The sequence below is a fragment of the Litorisediminicola beolgyonensis genome (assembly GCF_042679605.1).
GTDB lineage: Bacteria > Pseudomonadota > Alphaproteobacteria > Rhodobacterales > Rhodobacteraceae > Litorisediminicola > Litorisediminicola beolgyonensis.
Genome location: NZ_JBHTMU010000008.1, coordinates 38,238 through 55,606, shown reverse-complemented (window position 1 = coordinate 55,606; position 17,369 = coordinate 38,238). Strand labels below are relative to the sequence as shown.

Genomic DNA, 17,369 nt, shown 5'->3' with positions numbered 1-17,369 from the left:
TCAATTCTCCAGTCGGGGCAGGGGGGCGTCGAGCGGCGGGATGCGCGCGACGCAGTTCTTCTTGAAGTGATCGGGGCGGGCGCGCCACGGGATCAGCCCGTCGACGGCGTCGCGATAGAGCGCGGCGCCTTCGCGCAGCAGGTCGGCATCGGCGGTCTCGTCGAGGCGCCCGTAGACATAGGTCCAGCGACCCGGACCGCCGCGGAAGGCGACGGTGCAGCCGTGATCGCAATTCTGCAGGCACTCGACCGGAGTGACGGTCACGCCCTCGGGGAGCTCGCCGTCGAGCACCGCCTGGTAGAGCGCCACGCCGGGGCGGCGATCGTCCTCAGGCGTCTCGCGCAGGCCGCGGCACTTGACGCAGACCAGAAGCTCGACGGGTTCGGGCGCGGTATCCAGCCCAGTATCCAGCACGGGCGCTCTCCTGTCTCGGGCGGGGATGCGGACGGGGGGCGAAGCGCCTCACGACCCCGGCACACCCCGTCCGGTGGGTTTCTTCTCGGGCTGGCAGGTCTCCCGGCTTGCGGATGTCAGGTTTCCCTGTCGGTCCCCCGGCCTTCCCGGCGCGGGCGCCAGTGGCGGGTGGGGGACCTCTCCGGTCACGGTCGCGGGGGCGGCTGACCTCACCGCGCGGTCGCGGCTGGTCCTTCCCTTTTCACCTGGCGATGCGCAGGCACCAGCCACGCGCTTCTCTGCGCGCCGCCGCCTTGCGAGTCAAGCGCTGCGGCGCGATTGACCCCATCTGCTGCCGGTGCCACCAAAGGCGCCGAACCCGACGCCCTTGCCCGAGGATGCCCGAGATGACCGACGAGAACGCCCGCCACGCGGAGAAGATGAAGAAGATCAAGGCCGCGCGCGACCGGATGATGGAGACCAAGACCGAGGAGAAGGGTCTGATCATGGTCCATACCGGTCCCGGCAAGGGGAAATCCTCGTCGGGCTTCGGCATGATCATGCGTTGCATCGCCCACGGCATGCCCTCGGCGGTGGTGCAGTTCATCAAGGGCAACTGGGACACCGGCGAGAAGACGTTCCTGCGCGAGCGCTTCGCCGACGAGGTGCGCTTCTTCGTCTCGGGCGAAGGCTTCACCTGGGAGGTGCAGGACCGCGAGAAGGACATCGCCGCCGCCAAACGCGGCTGGGAGATCGCCAAGGAGCAGATCCTCGACCCCGAGATCGCGTTTGTCCTTCTCGACGAGATCAACATCGCGCTGCGTTACGATTACCTCGACATCGACGAGGTGGTCGAGTTCCTGCTGTACCAGAAACCGCGCATGACCCATGTCTGCCTGACCGGGCGCAACGCCAAGCCCGAGCTGATCGAGGCCGCCGATCTGGTGACCGAGTACACGCTGGTCAAGCATCCCTTCCGCGACGGCGTGAAGGCGCAGAAGGGCGTGGAGTTCTGATGCCGGGATACGACCTCGTCGTCTGGGATTTCGACGGCGTCCTGAACCGCAATATCCGCGACGGGCGGTTCTCCTGGACCGACGATCTCAAGACCGATCTGGGCATCGACCCTGAGGAATTCTCGCCCGATTTCTTCGGCCGCGAACGGATCGAGGACATCCTGCGCGGGCGCCGCGATCTGGTTGAGGAGCTGGATGCCTGGCTGGCCCGCCGCGGCCATGACCTGAGCGGCCTCGCCTTCCGCGACTACTGGTTCTCGCGAGACGCGATGCCCGACGCGCAGGTCATCTCCTGGCTCGATGCCCATCCCGGGCGCCGCGTGATCGGCACCAACAACGAACGCCACCGGGCGCGCTACATCGCCGAGGACCTGGGCTTCGGCGCGCGGGTCGAGCGCGTCTTCGCCAGCGGCGAGATGGGCGTGGCCAAGCCCGACATGGGTTTTTACGCCGAGATCGAGCGCTGGTCGGGCCTCCCGCCCGCGCGCATCCTTCTGATCGACGACCTCGCCCGCAACACCGAGGCCGCGTCGCGGCGCGGGTGGAAGACCTTCCGCTTCGGCGACGACACGCGCGACCGCCTGCCCGAAACGCTGGGCCTCGCATGAGCCCGCGCACAGGCAGGAGCCTGATGATCCAGGGCACCGGCTCGAATGTCGGCAAGTCGATGCTCGTCGCCGGGCTCTGCCGCGCGGCGCGTCTCCGGGGCCTGAGCGTCGCGCCCTTCAAACCGCAGAACATGTCGAACAACGCCGCCGTGACCGCCGATGGCGGCGAGATCGGCCGCGCGCAGGCGCTCCAGGCCCGCGCCTCGGGGCTCGCCCCTGTCTGCGACATGAACCCGGTGTTACTGAAGCCCGAAAGCGATACCGGCGCGCAGGTCGTGGTGCAGGGGCGCAGGCTCACCACCGCGAAGGCGCGGGATTACGCGCTTCTGAAGCCGAAACTCCTCGGCGCCGTGGTCGAGAGCTTCCAGCGCCTCAGGGCGGCGCATGGTCTGGTCCTAGTCGAAGGGGCGGGCAGCCCCGCCGAGGTCAATCTGCGCCTCGGCGACATCGCGAATATGGGCTTCGCCCGCGCGGCGGATGTCCCGGTGATTCTCTGCGGCGATATCGACCGGGGCGGGGTGATCGCGCAGATCGTCGGCACGCAGGCCGTGCTCGGCCCCGAGGACGCCGCGCAGGTCAGCGGGTTCCTGATCAACAAGTTCCGCGGCGACCCCTCGCTCTTCGACGACGGTTACGCCCTGATCGAGGCGCGGACCGGCTGGCGCGGCTTCGGCGTCGCTCCGTGGTTCCCGGAGGCCTGGAAACTGCCCGCCGAGGACGCGCTCGACATCCCCAGAAGCACCGGCAGCTCCGGCACCCACATCGTCTGCCTCCGCCTCTCGCGCATCGCCAATTTCGACGATCTCGACCCGCTGGCGCAGGAACCCGGTATCCGCCTGACCATGCTTGGCCCGGGCGAGGCGCTGCCTGGCGACGCCGATCTGGTGATCCTGCCCGGATCGAAGTCGACGCGCGGCGATCTGGCGTTCCTGCGCGCGCAGGGCTGGGATATCGACCTTGCCGCCCATGTCCGCCGGGGCGGGCGTGTCCTGGGAATTTGCGGCGGCTACCAGATGCTCGGTCGGGTGATCCGCGACCCTGAGGGCATCGAGGGCGCGCCCGGCGAGACCGAGGGCCTCGGGCTTCTCGATGTCGAGACGGTGATGTCGCCCGAGAAGCGGCTGACCGAGGTCGAGGCGAGCCATGTCGCGAGCGGCGCGCGCGTCCGCGGCTACGAGATCCATATCGGCCGCACCACCGGGCCGGACACCGTTCGGCCCTTCGCGCGGATCGGGACCGACCCGGACGGCGCGCAGGACGCCAGCGGCCGGATCGCCGGGAGCTACCTGCACGGCATGTTCCGCGATGACGGGTTCCGCCGCGCCTTTCTCGCAGGTCTCGGGGCGTCCTCGGAGAGCGGCTACGAGGCAACCGTCGAGACCACGCTCGACGCGCTTGCGGCGCATCTCGAGGCGCATCTCGACCTCGACGGTCTCTTCGCCGCCGCGCGTTAATCCGGCACCAGAGCCGCCTCGAGCCGCGTCCAGCCGTCCTCGGGCGGCAATCCGAGCCGAAGCCAGCCCGGCGAGTGATCGAAGGCCCGGGTCCAGATATGGGCGCGGGCCAGCCGGGCCTGCTCGGCGCGGGCGTCGCCGACAGCGTAGGTGCGGAAGAGCGTCGTGCCGCCGACCAGATCCCATCCTCGTTCGAGGGTCAGCGCGTCGAGCCGCGCTGCCGACCGGGCGAGCCAGCCGCGCGTGTCCTCCTGCCAGCCTTCGTCCCTGAGTGCCGCGCAGCCGACCGCGATGGCGGGCCCCGAGACCGGCCAGGGTCCCGCCGCATCGCGCAGCGCCCGCGCCAGATCGGGCCGCGCCAGAAGCATCCCGAGCCGCAGCCCCGCGAGCCCGTAGAACTTGCCGAAACTCCGCTCGACCACCATCCGGTCGCTCACCTGGGCGGCGACTGACAGCTCCGGCTCCGCGTCAGCGAAGCTTTCGTCCACCACCAGAAGTCCGACACGCTCGGCCAGGGCGATCAGCGCCTCGGGCGCGTGCCGCCGACCGTCGGGATTGTTCGGATTGACCACGACCGCCAGATCGGCGCCGTCGAGCGCGTCGAGCGTCGCAACCGTCTCGGTGCGCCACCCGGCCCCGGCGCAGGCGGCGGCATGTTCGCCATAGGTCGGTCCCAGCACGCGGGCGCGGCCCCTCGGCAGAACCCTCGGAAGCAGCTGGATCGCGCCTTGCGCCCCAGCCAGCGGCACGACCGAGGCATCGGTCGCATAGGCCGCGCGTGCCGCGTCCTCGAGCCCGGCCATGTCGCTCCGCGTCGGCAGCGCCGTGAAGGCGCGGGGCGGGAGCGGCGGGATCGGGTAGGGGCGCGGGTTGATGCCGGTCGAGAGATCCAGCCAGTCGGCCAGATCGCCACCGAAGCGCGCCGCCGCGCCGTCGAGATTGCCGCCATGTTCCATGCAAGCGCTTTGAGCGCGTCCCGCCCCGGAAGGCAAGCGCCCGCGCGCCTCAGATCAGCGCGAGCGCGGCGAGCGCCGCGAGCCACAGGAGCACCGCGCGGCGGTAGAGCCCGAGCCCGCGACTCAGGTCCTCCGGCGTCGGATCGGCTGCGTCTCCATTGAGCCAGGGTTCGTCGGCCACGCCTTCAGCATAGAGCCTCGGCCCCGAGAGCCGGACGCCCAGACCGCCCGCCAGCGCCGCTTCGGGCCAACCGGCATTCGGAGAGCGATGGCGGCGCGCATCGCGGCGCATCGTGGTGAAGGCGGGCCCCGGACGGCCCGAGACCAGCGCAAGCGACAGCCCCGTCAGCCGCGCCGGGATCAGGTTGACCAGATCGTCGAGCCGCGCGGCGACCATGCCGAACTCGGCATAGCGCGCGCTGCGATGCCCGATCATCGAATCGAGCGTGTTGATCGCCTTGTAGCCCGCGATCCCCGGCAGCCCGAACACCGCCCCCCAGAAGAGCGGCGCCGCCACCCCGTCCGAGGCGTTCTCGGCCAGGCTTTCGAGCGCCGCGCGGGCGATCCCGGCCTGATCCAGCCGGTTCGGATCGCGCCCGACGATCATCGCCACCGCGCGCCGAGCGGCCTCAAGATCGCCCGCCACCAAGGGACGCGCGACCGCCTCGACGTGATCGTGCAGGGATCGTGCCGCGACCAAGGGCCAAGCGAGGATGCCGGTCGCGACCAGTCCGACCCATCCACCCGGCAGGAGCCACTGGATCACCCCTGCCGGAAGGACGGCTGCGGAGACGGTCAGGGCCACGGCGAGCGCGCCATTGGCGTGCCGATGCGCGTCCGAATTCAGCCGGTGCTCCAGAAATGTGATCAGCGCGCCGACCCAGACCACGGGGTGCGAGAGCCGGGCAAAGAGCCACGCGGACCAGCCGATCGCCAGATCGATCAGCAGCGCGACCAGCATCGCGAGGCTCACGACGCGCGCCCCGCTTGGAACCGGAGGATGCGTGAGAGCCCGGCCTCGGCGAGGGCGGTCTCGACACCGGAGGGCACGGTTCCCGGCGCGAAGATCAGGCCCCGCAGCGTGCCGGTATGGGCGCGCAGCCATCCGAGCGCTCCGAGACGCGCCGCCAGCTCGGGCGTCGGATCGTCCGCCGGCCCGCGCAGCGCGGTCGTGCGCGTGGCCGAGCGCGTCGCGAGCCGTGCGGCGCTCTCCAGATCTGCGGCAGAACAAGCCTGCCGCCACTGGTCCACGAGATGGGCGATGTCGGGGAAAGCCATGTCCGCGGGATCGGTCCAAAGCTGCCCCGGACGCGCCCCGCCGACGATCTCGCAGGCGGGCGGCTCGGGCATCTCCTCGAGCACCCGCCCCTCGCGCGGCGCCCAGAGCGCGGCAGCGGGACACTTCAGCATCAGCGGGTCCGACGCGCCTTCGGCCAGGCGGCAGGCCGCCGCGATATCACCCGTCGCACCTCCGGCCCGGGCCAGCGCCACCAGACCCGCCGTCGACATCCCGAACCCGAGCCCGGCAGGGGCCTCTGCCTCAAGGGCGTAGCCTCCGACCGGCAGTCCGAGCGCCGAGAGAAACCGCGCCGCGACCTCGCCGTCCACGACGGGCACGGATTGCCGAAGCGCACCCGCCTCGCCGACCCTCCGCGCCGTCACGCCAACGCCCGCGCAGGGCACCGTGACCAAGGCGACCGGCCCCTCGGGCCCGAGGCGGCCCTGCAGGAACTCTCCGAAATGCCCCGCCACGCGGAAGCCCGGATCTCGGTCAGCGCTGTCGCTTTCAGGGCGCATGGGAGGCCTGTCTGATGTCCAGTGACGGGACGTGTCACGACACGCCGCAAAAGTCGAGGGACCGCATATCGCCCTTTCCCTCCGCGTGGCTTCGTGCTTTGTGGCGCGCGCGATGGCCCGAACGATCCTCATCACCGGCGGCGCCCGGTCCGGCAAGAGCCGCCATGCCGAGACGCGGGTGCGCGCGCTGGGCAGCCGGGCGATCTACATCGCGACCGCTCAGGCCTTCGACGACGAGATGACCGCGCGGATCGCGCGCCACCAGGAGCGTCGCGGCGCGGGCTGGGAGCTGATCGAAGCGCCGCTCGATCTGGCCGGGGCGCTCGACCGCAGCGATGGTGGCGCGCCGCGGCTCGTGGATTGCCTGACGCTCTGGCTCTCGAACCTGCTGCTCGCCGAGCGTGACTGGCGACCCGAGGCCGACACCCTGATCGACACGCTCTCCCGCCAGGCCGCTCCCGTGGTGCTTGTCACCAACGAGGTCGGCGCCGGGATCGTGCCCGAAAACGCGCTCGCCCGGGCTTTCCGCGATGCGGCCGGCGAGCTGAACCAAGCCGTGGCCGAGATCGCCGAAGAGGTCGTCCTCTGCGTCTCCGGCTGCCCGATCCAAGTGAAACCGCAATGACCCTCGATCTGTCCTCGCTCGACGCCGTCGCGGCGCTCGGCCCGACCCTTCCGGCATTCGACATCGCCGCCGCCGAGGCGGCCCGCGCCCGCCAGGCGCATCTCACCAAGCCGCCGGGGGCGCTCGGTCGTCTGGAAACACTGGCCGAAGAGTTCTGCGGATGGCGCGGCGATGCGCGGGCCGAGATCGTTTCAGCCCAGGCGCTGGTCTTCGCGGGCAATCACGGCGTCTGCGCGCAGGGCGTGAACCCGTTTCCGCAGGAAGTCACCGCGCAGATGGTGGCGAATTTCGAACATGGCGGCGCGGCGATCAACCAGCTCTGCCGGGTCGCGGGCGCGCGGCTCTCGGTGATCCCGCTCGATCTCGACCGTCCGACGGCGGACCTCTCCGAAGGGCCCGCCATGACCGAGGCCGAGACGCTCGCGGCGATGCGCGCCGGGGCCGACGCGGTCGATCCGGCCGCCGACATCCTGATCCTCGGCGAGATGGGCATCGGCAATTCGACCGTCGCGGCCGCGCTGGCCCATGGGCTCTTGGGCGGCGAGGCGGGGCTTTGGGTCGGTCGCGGCACCGGCGCGGACGAGGACGGTCTCGCGCGCAAGGAGCGTGTCGTGGCCCGTGCCGCCGAACGCCATGGCGGTCTTACGCCCCTTGAGGCCCTTGCAGCGCTGGGCGGGCGCGAGCAGGCGGCGATCTGCGGCGCGGTTCTGGCCGCGCGCGCGGCGCGTATACCGGTGATCCTCGACGGGTATATCTGCACCGCCGCGGCTCTGCCCCTTCACGCCGCCGATCCCGCGCTTCTGGCGCATTGCTGGGTTGGCCATCTCAGCCGCGAGCCGGGGCACCGGCGGCTGGTCGAGGCGCTCGGCAAGACGCCGATCCTCGATTTCGATATGGCGCTGGGCGAAGGCTCGGGCGCGGCCCTGGCGCTCTCGATCCTGCGCGCCGCACTGGCCTGTCACAACGGCATGGCGACCTTCGCCGAGGCCGGGGTGTCGGACGGGTGAGCGAGGCGCCGCTCGAGCTCTTCCTCGTCTGTCCGCCGGGTCTCGAGCCGGTTCTGGCCGAGGAGGCCCGCGCGCTGGGCTTCGCGCCCGCGACCCCGGTGCCGGGCGGCGTGGTCTGCGAGGGCGGCTGGAGCGAGGTCTGGCGCGCCAATCTTGCGCTGCGTGGCGCGAGCCGGGTGCTCGTGCGGATCGGGTCGTTCCGGGCGATGCACCTCGCCCAACTCGACAAGCGCGCCCGGAAATTCCCCTGGGGCGAGATGCTGCGGTCCGATCTTCCGATCCGGGTCGAGGTCACTTGCCGCCGCTCGAAGATCTATCACGACCGCGCCGCGCGGCAGCGCATCGAGACCGCGCTGCGCGAAGAACTGGGCGCGCCGATCTCCGCCGAGGCGGGGCTGACGCTCAAGGTCCGGATCGAGGACGACCTCGTGACGCTGAGCCTCGACACCTCGGGAGAGGGCCTGCACAAGCGCGGCCACAAGAGCGATGTCGGCAAGGCGCCGATGCGCGAGACGCTCGCGGCGCTTTTCCTGCGGGCCTGCGGCTATGACGGGCAGGAGCCCGTCTACGATCCGATGTGCGGCTCCGGCACCTTCCCGATCGAGGCGGCCGAGATCGCCCGCGGCCTCCTTCCCGGCCGCTCCCGCAGCTTCGCCTTCGAAGACCTGGCGAGCGTCGATCCCGACCGCATCACCGCGCTGAAAGAGCAGGCGCCGCGCGACACCGATCTGCGCTTCTACGGCTCCGACCGGGACCAGGGCGCGGTGCGTCGGGCCGAGGCCAATGCCGAGCGCGCGGGCGTGGGCGACATCACAAGCTTCGAGGTCAAGCCGGTCAGCGACATCACCCCGCCGGAAGGTCCGCCGGGGCTGGTGATCGTAAATCCGCCCTATGGCGCGCGGATCGGCAATCGCAAGCTGCTCTTCGGTCTTTACGGCGCGTTCGGGGGCGCGCTGAAAGAGCGGTTCCGGGGCTGGCGCGTGGGTCTTGTCACCTCGGATGACGGGCTCGCCCGCGCGACCGGGCTCAAGGGCCTGACCGCGGGTCCGCCGGTCCCGCATGGCGGCCTCAGCGTCAAGCTTTGGCAGGCGGGACCGCTCTGAGCGTCACTCGGCGTTCGGGAAGAACAGCTGCTGGCCGTCGATCTCGAACCCGGCGATGGCGCTCTGCCCGGCCACCGAGGTCAGCCAATCGGCAAAGGCCGCCGCATCCTCGGCATTCACGTCCGGGCAATGCTCGGGCGAGACCGGGATCACGCCATACTGGTTGAAAAGCGCCGTGTCGCCTTCGACCAGCACCTCGAAATCCTGCGTGTTGCCGAAGCTGATCCAGGTGGCGCGGTCGGTCATCGCGTAGGCGTCCATGCCGATGGCCGCGTTCAGCGTCGCGCCCATGCCCGAGCCGGTCTCGCGATACCATTGACCGGAGGCGGCGGTGGGGTCGATGCCGGTCTCCGACCAGAGCGCGCGCTCCTTCTTGTGCGTGCCGCTGTCATCGCCGCGCGAGGCAAAGAGGCTTTCGGTCTCGGCGATCCGGGCGAGGGCGGCCTTGGCATCGGTGGACCCGCCGATCCCGGCGGGATCGGAGGCGGGGCCGACAAGGACAAAGTCGTTATACATCAGGTCGCGGCGCTCGGTGCCGTAGCCCGCGGCGACAAACGCCTCCTCGGCGGGCTTGGCATGGACAAGAAGCACGTCGGCATCGCAATTCTCGGCGTTCTTGATCGCTTGGCCCGTGCCGACGGCCACCACGTCCACGCGGATGCCCGTCGCGTCCGAGAAGAGCGGCAGGAGATGGTCGTAGAGACCGGAATTGGCGGTCGAGGTTGTCGACTGAACGAGGATCGACCGCTCCTGGGCAAAGGCCGGACCGGCGAGAAGGCAAAGGGTTGCGGCGGCGAGAAGGCGGCGCATCTGGGACACTCCGTGGGGTCAGAGGATAAGCTTGCCCGCGAGATAGTCGCGCGCTTCTGCGCGCTCGGGGGCGGAGAAGAACTCCTGCGCGGGCTGATGTGCAAGCACGCGCCCGTGGTGCAGAAAGACGATATCGTCGGCGATCCGGCGCGCCTGCCCGATATCGTGGGTGACCAGGAAGACGCGGCGTCCGGTGCGACGGCAGGACTGCACGATCTCCTCGATGGCGAGCGTCGAGGCGGGATCGAGGCTGGCGCTCGGCTCGTCGAGAAGCAGGATCTCGGGATCGGTGGCCAGCGCGCGGGCAAGCGCCAGCCGCTGCGCCTCGCCGCCCGAGAGCTTGCGGGCGGGCTGCCGCGCTTTGTGGCTGAGCCCGACCTCGGACAGGAGCGCATCGCGGCGGCTGCGGTCGAGACCCCGTGCGCGGAGCACGAAATCGAGATTCGCCGCCACCGACCGGCGCAGCAGCACCGGCGTCTGGAACACCATCGCCTGCCGGGGCCGTGCCGCGACCGGGTCGAGATCGCCCCAGCGGATCGAGCCCGCATCGGGCATCATGAGCCCGTGCAGGAGCTTCAGGAGCACGCTTTTCCCCGCGCCGTTCGGGCCCAGGATCACCGTGCAGCCGCGCGCCCCGAGCGTCAGGTCGACCCGGTCGAGCACCTGCGCGCCGCCGAGCCTGAGCGACAGGCCCCGGACCGACAGCGGCAGCACCGCCCGGGTCGCGGGCGCGGCGGCGAGGGACGCGGGGCAGGTGGCCACGTCAGACATGGGCGTGCTTCAGCGCGCTATGGCGCACCCCTTGCGCCGCGGCGTTGACCGCCAGCGCGAGGACCAAGAGCACGATCCCGAGCGCCAGCGCCATGGGCAGCGCGCCGCGGGAGGTCTCGAGCGCGATGGCCGTCGTCATCACGCGCGTCAGGTGGTCGATATTGCCGCCGACGATGATCACCGCGCCGACCTCGGCGGTGGCGCGCCCGAACCCCGCGAGCGCGACCGTCAGAAGCGCGTAGCGCCCGTCCCAGAGAAGCGCCGAGATCACCTGTCCGCGGGTCAGGCAGAGCGAGCGGAACTGGTCGGCATATTCCCCGTGCAGATCTTCGATCACCTGCCGCGACAGCGCCGCTACAAGGGGCGCGATCAGCAGGGTCTGCGCGATGATCATGGCGCTCGGCGTATAGAGCAGCCCCAGATCGCCCAGAGGACCGGCGCGCGACAGCGTCAGGTAGACCAGAAGCCCAACCACGACCGGCGGCAGCCCCATCAGCGCGTTCAGCGTGACCAGAAGCGCGCCGCGTCCCGGAAATCGGGAGATCGCGACCAGCGCGCCCAGGGGAAGGCCCATGGCACAGGCGAGGATCGTGGCGCTCAGGCTGACCCGCAACGACAGGGCCACGATCTCGATCAGGTCGGGATCGCCGCTCAGAACCAGGGACAGGGCCAGCGCGAAGGCCTCGTGGAAGGTTTGCAAAATTTCCGAACCTTGTGAAAAATTCACAACTCTCGAATTTATTACGCGCAAAACGCAAGAGATCAACAGCGACCGAAGGCGGTGCCGTCGGTCGGATGCTTTCTGAGGACATGGATTACTCCGGAAGGAGACGTTCGAGATGCGCCCGGATCTGCGCCTGCTCCTTGGCGGCGCGTTCGGATTTGCGCGCCTCGGTCTCGCGCGCCTTCAGCTGCTCGAAGGTCTTGGCTTCGCGGTAGAGCTCGGCCAGCCGGTCCTGCGCGTCGCTGGCCTCGCGGCGCAGATGCACCGCCTGCGCCGAGAGCGCCTGCGCATAGGTGCTGACACCGTTGAGCCAGCTGCCCGTATAGGCGGCGCCGATCTGGTCGGGAGGGGTGGCATCGGTCTCGACGCTGGCGATCAGCCGGGCGCGCTCGGCCTCGGTCGCGCTCAGATCCGCGCGGAGCTGCCCCAGCACACGCGCCTCGGCATCGAGACGCTGCCGGGCCAGCCGTTCGAGAAGCGCGAGTGTCCGGGTCCGGCGCTGCGTCATTCGCGATGCGTCTTGGGGTCTTTTCGGGCGGAGGCCTGCTCGACCAGCCGGTCGCGCATGGCGTCGAGGATCTCCTCTGGAAGCCCGGTGTTGGCCGGTGGCAGGGCCGGGACGATCAGCACCTCGACGACCTCCGCGCCCTCGCCCTCGTCCTCGGGCGCAGGGGCCGACGTCGCGGCGAGCGCCGACGTGCCGACCGCGGCGAGAGCCGAGAGAAGCGTGGCCCGCAAGATCATGCCGCGGGCAGTTCGCGCTGCGAGGCCTCGATGGCGTAGAAATCGGGCTGCTTGGTGGTCGGCACATTGCCGCGCCCGATCTCGACGCAGATATTCGGCGGATGGTTCGCGACCATCGCCACGAACACGTCGCGAATGATCAGGTAGAAGGCGTGGTCCTCTTCATCGACCGCCTTCAGGCGACCGGCGATGGGCTGCACGAGGCAATAGGCCAGGAACACGCCCAGGAACGTGCCGACCAGCGCGCCGCCGATCATGGTGCCGAGAATCTCAGGCGGCTGGTCGATCGAGGACATGGTCTTGATCACGCCCAGAACCGCCGCGACGATCCCGATGGCCGGAAGACCGTCCGCCATGGACTGGATCGCGGCCGCCGCAGCGGCGCTTTCCTTGTGATGCTTGCGGAGCTTCTTGTTGATCACGTCCTCGGTCTGGAAGTGATCGTCGAACTGCATGGCCAGCATGCGGAAGCTGTCGATGATCAGCTCGATTGCGAAATGGTCGGCGAGGATCTTCGGGTAGCGCTGGAAGATGTCGCTCTCTTTCGGGCTCTCGATATGGCTGTCGAGCGCGAGAATGCCCTTCTGCTTGTAGATCCGCGCGAGCTCGAAGAGCAGGTTCAGCAGGTCCGTATAATCCTGCTCCTTCCACTTCGGGCCTTTCATCGTCTTCACGATGCCCTTGGCCGCATCCTTCACGACCGTCATGGAATTGGCGATCACGAAGGCCCCGAGCGCGCCGCCGCCGATCATCATCCCTTCGAAGGGGAGGGCGTGCAGCACGATGTCCATCTTGCCGCCCGACAGGATGAACCCGCCGAAGACCAGGCCAAAGACCATCACAATGCCGATGATGAGCGTCATATTCTGCCTCGTATGTTGTATGCGTGCCGTCTTTGCGGCGCTTTTGAATGAATAGATGAATAGCGTTTGACTCGAAATCAAGAATATATAGCATGAATAGCAATAAATAAAATAAACGTGTCGAGGCAGTATACATGGATCGTTTGGCTTACCTCTTCGATGAGGACGAGCTTCTCGAACTCATGCCGGAGTGGCCCCCAGGTTTGCGGGTCGCGCTGTGCATGGGTCGAAGCGGCGCCACCCGCCCGGTGTTCATCAAGGCAGACCAGGATATCCCCGAGCGGATCGCCGAGGCGATGGGGTGGGAGCAGGGCGCCTTTGCCATTTCTCCGGCCATCGACGGGTGCCCCTCGGTCCGCGTCATGTTCTCCGAGGCGCAGACCTTCACCCGCATCCTTCTCTCCGAGGGCGATCTCCTGCAGCGCGCCGAGCGGGTCCTGAACCCGAACGCAGCCGCCCCCGAGATCGAGCTGCCGAAGGTGCGCGTCGCCGAAGCCGGGCGCGTCAGGGCGCTCGACGAGCATCGTGCGCTGCCCGAAGGGTTCCACGATCCCGGCTCGTTCGACGAGGACGACACCGCGCTTCTGCCCGCCGAGATCCGGGTCGCCGGGGCGCGCGTCCGCATCGCCATCTGCCCCGACCGCATCGAGCGCACCGCGCTGCCGCAGCGCATCGAGGCGATCGGCCTCCGCGACGATCTGCGCTGCTTCGTCATCCCGCGCGACGCGCTCGAGCCCTGGGACAGCAGCCGCGGCTGCCTGATCGACGTGCCGATGTCCGCCTTCCCGCGGGCGCTGTCGGGCAAATTTCTCGAGACCGCGCACCGGGCCGAGGTCGGGATTTCCCCCTGGGGCATCTTCGTCACGCCCCTCGATCCGGTCGGGACCCTCAGCACGCCCAAGCGCAACGGCCGCCATCCGGTGATCGCCAAGGTCGGCGGTCTCCGCACGCTCCTTGTCGGCATGGCCGCGCTGGGCCTCGTGTCAGCCAGCGTCGTCACCGCGGTGCAGCCGACCGGACCGGAGCCGGAAGACCGTCTCGCCTACAAGCCCGCGCCGGGCAATTCGGCGCTTAACGTGCTCGAAAGCTTCGCCGCATCCGACGCGCGCCTCTCGGAGGATGACCTGCGATGAAGCTTGCGATCATCACGCCCGTCGGACCCGGCCACGCCGATCTCTTCGCGAGCGAATGCGCACCGTCCGTAAAGCGCGCGCAGGAGTATTCTACCGGACCTTTCACCGAGATCCGTCACCTCCGCATGGACGACACCGAGGGCAAGCATGGCCGCTCCCGGCGCCGGAACACCGCGCTGAAGGCGGCGCTCGCGGACGGGATCGACTGGGTGTTCTTCCTCGACGCCGACGATCTCGTGGCGGCCAACGCCTTCGACGCCTTCGGGAGGGTGATCGCCGCCGAGCCTCATCTCGACGCGGTCTGGGGCGTGATCTGCGAGCAGGACGAGTTCGGCGAGGTGCAGCTCCGCCCCGATCAGCCCGAGCGGCTCGACAGCCGCGACGCCTTCCTCGCGACCCATCCGGCCTATGCCGTGCAGATTGGAGGCTTCGTCCGCACCGCCGTCGCCGCGACCATCGGCTTCGAGACCGGCATGGACACGGGCGAGGATTACCGCTTCTACCGCGCGCTCTGGAACGGCCATCGCTGCGCCAAGCGTCCGGAGATCTTCTTCGTCAACCGGCGTGGCCAGCACAGCACCGGGCCGCGCTCGGCCACGGGGCGCGACTGGGTCAAGAGCGTCGAGGCGCAGCGCCGCGTCGAGCTGGGTCTCGCGCCGATCCACGTGCCGGTCGAACATGCCGGCACGGTGATCGAGATGCGCGTCGCCGATCTCGACGCGCCGGACACCGCGACGCTTCTGGAGGGGCGGCTGCCCCAGGCCGAGTTCTACAGCCGGATCGAGGCGCATCTGCCGATGGGGCTGTCGATGCTGGACATCTGCGGGCACGAGGCCGCGCCGGTCCTCTGGGCGCTCAAGCATATGGGCGCGGTTCAGGTGGAAATCTGCGCCGCCCAGAACTCCGAGGCCCTCGCCGATCTGGCGCGTCGCAACGGTGTCGCGGCCCGTCTGAAGCTGCAGGACACCCAGCTCGTCGCCGCCGGTGGCCCCGAGGCACCCGCCGCACAGCCTGAGAGCATTGCACCCGATCTCGTGCGCCTGGCCTGTCCGGGCCGGACCCTCGACCGACTTGCCGCGCTCGAGCCGATGATCGCCAAGCTCAGACCTGCCCTGATCGTCGAGGCCGGTCTCGACGAGATGCTGCCGGTCGTGCGCGACTGGGCGCGGAGCGCGCGCTACCGCGTCAGTGACAGCCTGCGTGCGGGCGACCGCGTGCATTACTTCTTCTTGCCGCAGGAGCAGCGCCATGCCCGGTGATCCCTCGCCCAATTTCACCCAGTCGAGCCCTGCGCGCCTGCGCGGCCCGGCGGTCCGCGAGCTCGAGCGGGCCTATGACGCGCTCGCTCGCGGCGACATCGCAAGCGCCGCCCGGACGGCCTTCGATTTCAGCAAGGACGCCCCCACCAATCCGCACCCCTGGATCATCCTCGGCGGCGCGGCGCTGACCACGCGCAAGGGCGGCGAGGCGACCGCGTTCTTTCGCGAGGCCGAGCGTCACGGTGCCAATCTTCCGCTGGTCCATGAAGGTCTGGCGAAAGCCGCGCTTCTCGACGCGAACCCGGTGCAGGCGCTTCGCTCCGCCGAGACGGCCTTTTCGCTTGGCAGCGAAGACGCGGGGCTCCTGCACATTTTCGTCGATCTCATGTCGATCTTCGGACGTCAGGCGCAGATCGCCGAGATCGCCGGGAACGCGCTCCGCGCGGTGGCCGATCCCGAGCTCTGCCTCGCCGCGGGCTACGCGCTGGTGGATGCCGACGAATTTCGCGCCGCCGTCGAGTGGTTCGAGGAAGCCTGGCGCCTCGCGCCCGAAACGCCCTCGACCCGTCTCGCGCATCTCGCGGCGCTGGTCCTGTCGAACGACCTGACCGCGGCGGATGCCTTCTATCGCGCCGAAGAGGCCGCCGGACGGCAGACCGACGCCATGGTCGCGCTGCACATGCGCACGCTCCGCGAAACCGGCCGCCACGACGCGGCGCTCCGTCTCGTCGACAGCCACCCCTTCACCGATGCCAACGCCTTTGCCCAGGCGCAGGGCGTCGCGGCCAATATCCACCAGGATCGCGGCGATGCCGACGCGACCGAAACCGCCTATCGCGAGGCCGTGCTCGTCACCGGCGCGCCGGGCAAGGTCGCCAAGGCGTTCGGCACCTTCCTCTTCCGCGAGGGCCGCTTCGCCGAGGGCGTCCCCTTCTACGCGCAACGCTTCGACGGCCCGACACGCGCGATGACACCCGAAACCAATGCCGCGCCCGAGAACCTCGAGGCCCGCGAGCGCATTTTCCTTCGGGCCGAGCAGGGTGTCGGCGACCAGTTGGCGCTTCTGTCGCTCCTGGCCTGGACGCCGCTCGACGCCGCGCGCCAGCAGATCTTCTTTGTCGCCGAGCCGCGCTTCGACGCGCTCCTCGCCGGGAACACCGCCGGCGTGTCGGTCCTGTCGCGCGAACGCTTCCAGGCCACGGTCGCGCATGTGGACAAGCGAGAGCTCGTCTATCTGGGCGATCTCACCCGCTATCTCGACGGCGTCGAGACGCCCTTCGCCGGGCCCGAGCCGCTGATCGTTCCGGATGCGCGCCGCGTGGCCGAGCTGCGCTCGCGCTATCGCGGCTATTGCCCGGGGCGGATCTTCGGCGTCGCCTGGCACAGCGCGAACCCGCTCGGCCATCTGCGCGGCATCGCGCTCGAGCGGCTCCTGGCCGAGATCCCCAAGGGCGCGCTGGTGATCAACCTGCAATACGGTCAACACGACGCCGAGATCGAGGCCGCCCGCGCCACGCGTCCCGACCTGCGCTTCATCACCGACGAGAGCGTCGACCAGATGACCGATCTCGCGGGTTTCGCCGCCCAACTGGCCGCGATCGACACGGTGCTCTCGATCGACAACACCACCGTTCACATGTGCGGCGCGCTCAAGCATCCCGACACCCATGTCCTGATCCCGGCGGGGTCGGAATGCATGTGGTACTGGGGCAGGGCGGGCGACACCGACCGGTTCTACGGGTGTCTCAAGCTCCACCGCCATGCCAGTCCGCAGGACTGGACCGCGTCGCTGGCATCCCTGCGAGCCGCGCTCTGAGAAGGACATTCGGCGAAAGATTGCAGGACACCCGCCCTATTCGGCGGGTGTTTGCCATTCTGAGTGGTAAAAGTAACGGTTCTTTGAACAATTCTTAATTTATGATACTTATCTATTGGAGAGTTGGACGAGACGAAGGATAGGTTCTGGCTAACGACAGGAACTGATGCAAGGTTTGCGCGTTTAACGTTCAGATCGACCACTCAGAGCCGGGCGTAGGTAGTGGACATTTGCTGAGTGTGACGAGGAGGTCCCGTGAAAGCTCCACCATCATCCAAGCCTATCCATGC

The 17,369-nt window shown here is 69.3% G+C and carries 19 protein-coding genes and 1 riboswitch; of the genes, 9 read left to right on the top strand and 10 right to left on the bottom strand.

What is annotated here, in order from left to right; genetic code table 11:
• Window positions 1-414 (bottom strand): DUF1636 family protein, encoded by a 414-nt coding sequence (locus ACFQ4E_RS06510; protein WP_386802132.1) that lies wholly within the window; start codon window positions 412-414, stop codon window positions 1-3.
• Window positions 415-489: 75 nt separating this feature from the next.
• Window positions 490-696, bottom strand: a riboswitch (cobalamin riboswitch).
• A 104-nt stretch (window positions 697-800) separates the two neighbouring features.
• Between ACFQ4E_RS06510 and cobO the strand changes: the two genes are divergently transcribed.
• Genes cobO through ACFQ4E_RS06495 form a run of 3 tightly spaced genes read left to right on the top strand, consistent with a single transcriptional unit; the run spans window position 801 to window position 3,471 of the window.
• Window positions 801-1,409 (top strand): cob(I)yrinic acid a,c-diamide adenosyltransferase, encoded by a 609-nt coding sequence (gene cobO / locus ACFQ4E_RS06505; RefSeq protein ID WP_386802131.1) that lies wholly within the window; start codon window positions 801-803, stop codon window positions 1,407-1,409.
• Complete coding sequence (locus ACFQ4E_RS06500; RefSeq protein WP_386802130.1) at window positions 1,409-2,017, top strand: HAD family hydrolase; 609 nt, start codon at window positions 1,409-1,411, stop codon at window positions 2,015-2,017. The genes cobO and ACFQ4E_RS06500 overlap by 1 nt, the downstream gene beginning before the upstream one ends.
• Window positions 2,018-2,040: 23 nt before the next feature.
• Window positions 2,041-3,471 (top strand): cobyric acid synthase, encoded by a 1,431-nt coding sequence (locus ACFQ4E_RS06495; RefSeq protein ID WP_386802129.1) that lies wholly within the window; start codon window positions 2,041-2,043, stop codon window positions 3,469-3,471.
• Here the strand turns inward: ACFQ4E_RS06495 and cobD are convergent.
• Genes cobD through ACFQ4E_RS06480 form a run of 3 tightly spaced genes read right to left on the bottom strand, consistent with a single transcriptional unit; the run spans window position 3,468 to window position 6,224 of the window.
• Window positions 3,468-4,427, bottom strand: a complete 960-nt coding sequence (cobD, locus tag ACFQ4E_RS06490; protein WP_386802128.1) for a threonine-phosphate decarboxylase CobD — start codon at window positions 4,425-4,427, stop codon at window positions 3,468-3,470. The genes ACFQ4E_RS06495 and cobD overlap by 4 nt on opposite strands.
• 49 nt (window positions 4,428-4,476) lie before the next feature.
• A complete protein-coding gene (cbiB, locus tag ACFQ4E_RS06485; RefSeq protein WP_386802208.1) occupies window positions 4,477-5,388 on the bottom strand; it encodes an adenosylcobinamide-phosphate synthase CbiB in 912 nt (303 codons plus the stop codon).
• An 8-nt stretch (window positions 5,389-5,396) separates the two neighbouring features.
• Window positions 5,397-6,224: a propanediol utilization protein gene (locus ACFQ4E_RS06480; RefSeq protein WP_386802127.1), complete on the bottom strand. Its 828-nt coding sequence runs from the start codon at window positions 6,222-6,224 to the stop codon at window positions 5,397-5,399.
• Window positions 6,225-6,336: 112 nt separating this feature from the next.
• On the opposite strand from ACFQ4E_RS06480, the gene cobU reads away from it, so the two are divergent.
• From cobU to ACFQ4E_RS06465, 3 genes are read left to right on the top strand one after another with little or no spacing between them, the layout of a single operon-like run.
• Entirely contained in the window at window positions 6,337-6,849 is a 513-nt protein-coding gene (gene cobU / locus ACFQ4E_RS06475; RefSeq protein WP_386802126.1) for a bifunctional adenosylcobinamide kinase/adenosylcobinamide-phosphate guanylyltransferase, read from the top strand.
• On the top strand, window positions 6,846-7,856 hold the full coding sequence (cobT, locus tag ACFQ4E_RS06470) for a nicotinate-nucleotide--dimethylbenzimidazole phosphoribosyltransferase (RefSeq protein WP_386802125.1): 1,011 nt from the start codon (window positions 6,846-6,848) through the stop codon (window positions 7,854-7,856). Before cobU ends, cobT begins: the two co-directional genes overlap by 4 nt.
• Complete coding sequence (locus ACFQ4E_RS06465) at window positions 7,853-8,959, top strand: THUMP domain-containing class I SAM-dependent RNA methyltransferase (protein WP_386802124.1); 1,107 nt, start codon at window positions 7,853-7,855, stop codon at window positions 8,957-8,959. The genes cobT and ACFQ4E_RS06465 overlap by 4 nt, the downstream gene beginning before the upstream one ends.
• A 3-nt stretch (window positions 8,960-8,962) precedes the next feature.
• On the opposite strand, the gene ACFQ4E_RS06460 is transcribed toward ACFQ4E_RS06465, so the two are convergent.
• From ACFQ4E_RS06460 to motA, 6 genes are all read right to left on the bottom strand, one after another.
• Window positions 8,963-9,769, bottom strand: a complete 807-nt coding sequence (locus ACFQ4E_RS06460) for a substrate-binding domain-containing protein (protein WP_386802123.1) — start codon at window positions 9,767-9,769, stop codon at window positions 8,963-8,965.
• Window positions 9,770-9,787: 18 nt separating this feature from the next.
• Window positions 9,788-10,540: an ATP-binding cassette domain-containing protein gene (locus ACFQ4E_RS06455; protein ID WP_386802122.1), complete on the bottom strand. Its 753-nt coding sequence runs from the start codon at window positions 10,538-10,540 to the stop codon at window positions 9,788-9,790.
• A complete protein-coding gene (locus ACFQ4E_RS06450) occupies window positions 10,533-11,240 on the bottom strand; it encodes an ABC transporter permease (protein ID WP_386802121.1) in 708 nt (235 codons plus the stop codon). Before ACFQ4E_RS06450 ends, ACFQ4E_RS06455 begins: the two co-directional genes overlap by 8 nt.
• 115 nt (window positions 11,241-11,355) lie before the next feature.
• Window positions 11,356-11,772, bottom strand: coding sequence for a hypothetical protein (locus ACFQ4E_RS06445; RefSeq protein ID WP_386802120.1), 417 nt, complete (start codon window positions 11,770-11,772; stop codon window positions 11,356-11,358).
• Window positions 11,769-12,008, bottom strand: coding sequence for a hypothetical protein (locus ACFQ4E_RS06440; protein ID WP_386802119.1), 240 nt, complete (start codon window positions 12,006-12,008; stop codon window positions 11,769-11,771). The genes ACFQ4E_RS06445 and ACFQ4E_RS06440 overlap by 4 nt, the downstream gene beginning before the upstream one ends.
• On the bottom strand, window positions 12,005-12,871 hold the full coding sequence (gene motA / locus ACFQ4E_RS06435; protein WP_386802118.1) for a flagellar motor stator protein MotA: 867 nt from the start codon (window positions 12,869-12,871) through the stop codon (window positions 12,005-12,007). The genes ACFQ4E_RS06440 and motA overlap by 4 nt, the downstream gene beginning before the upstream one ends.
• 134 nt (window positions 12,872-13,005) lie before the next feature.
• Here motA and ACFQ4E_RS06430 point away from each other — a divergent pair, with 134 nt between their 5' ends.
• From ACFQ4E_RS06430 to ACFQ4E_RS06420, 3 genes are read left to right on the top strand one after another with little or no spacing between them, the layout of a single operon-like run.
• Complete coding sequence (locus ACFQ4E_RS06430; protein ID WP_386802117.1) at window positions 13,006-14,004, top strand: hypothetical protein; 999 nt, start codon at window positions 13,006-13,008, stop codon at window positions 14,002-14,004.
• Entirely contained in the window at window positions 14,001-15,263 is a 1,263-nt protein-coding gene (locus tag ACFQ4E_RS06425; protein WP_386802116.1) for a hypothetical protein, read from the top strand. The genes ACFQ4E_RS06430 and ACFQ4E_RS06425 overlap by 4 nt, the downstream gene beginning before the upstream one ends.
• Entirely contained in the window at window positions 15,253-17,079 is a 1,827-nt protein-coding gene (locus ACFQ4E_RS06420; protein ID WP_386802115.1) for a tetratricopeptide repeat protein, read from the top strand. Before ACFQ4E_RS06425 ends, ACFQ4E_RS06420 begins: the two co-directional genes overlap by 11 nt.
• Window positions 17,080-17,369: the final 290 nt, after the last annotated feature.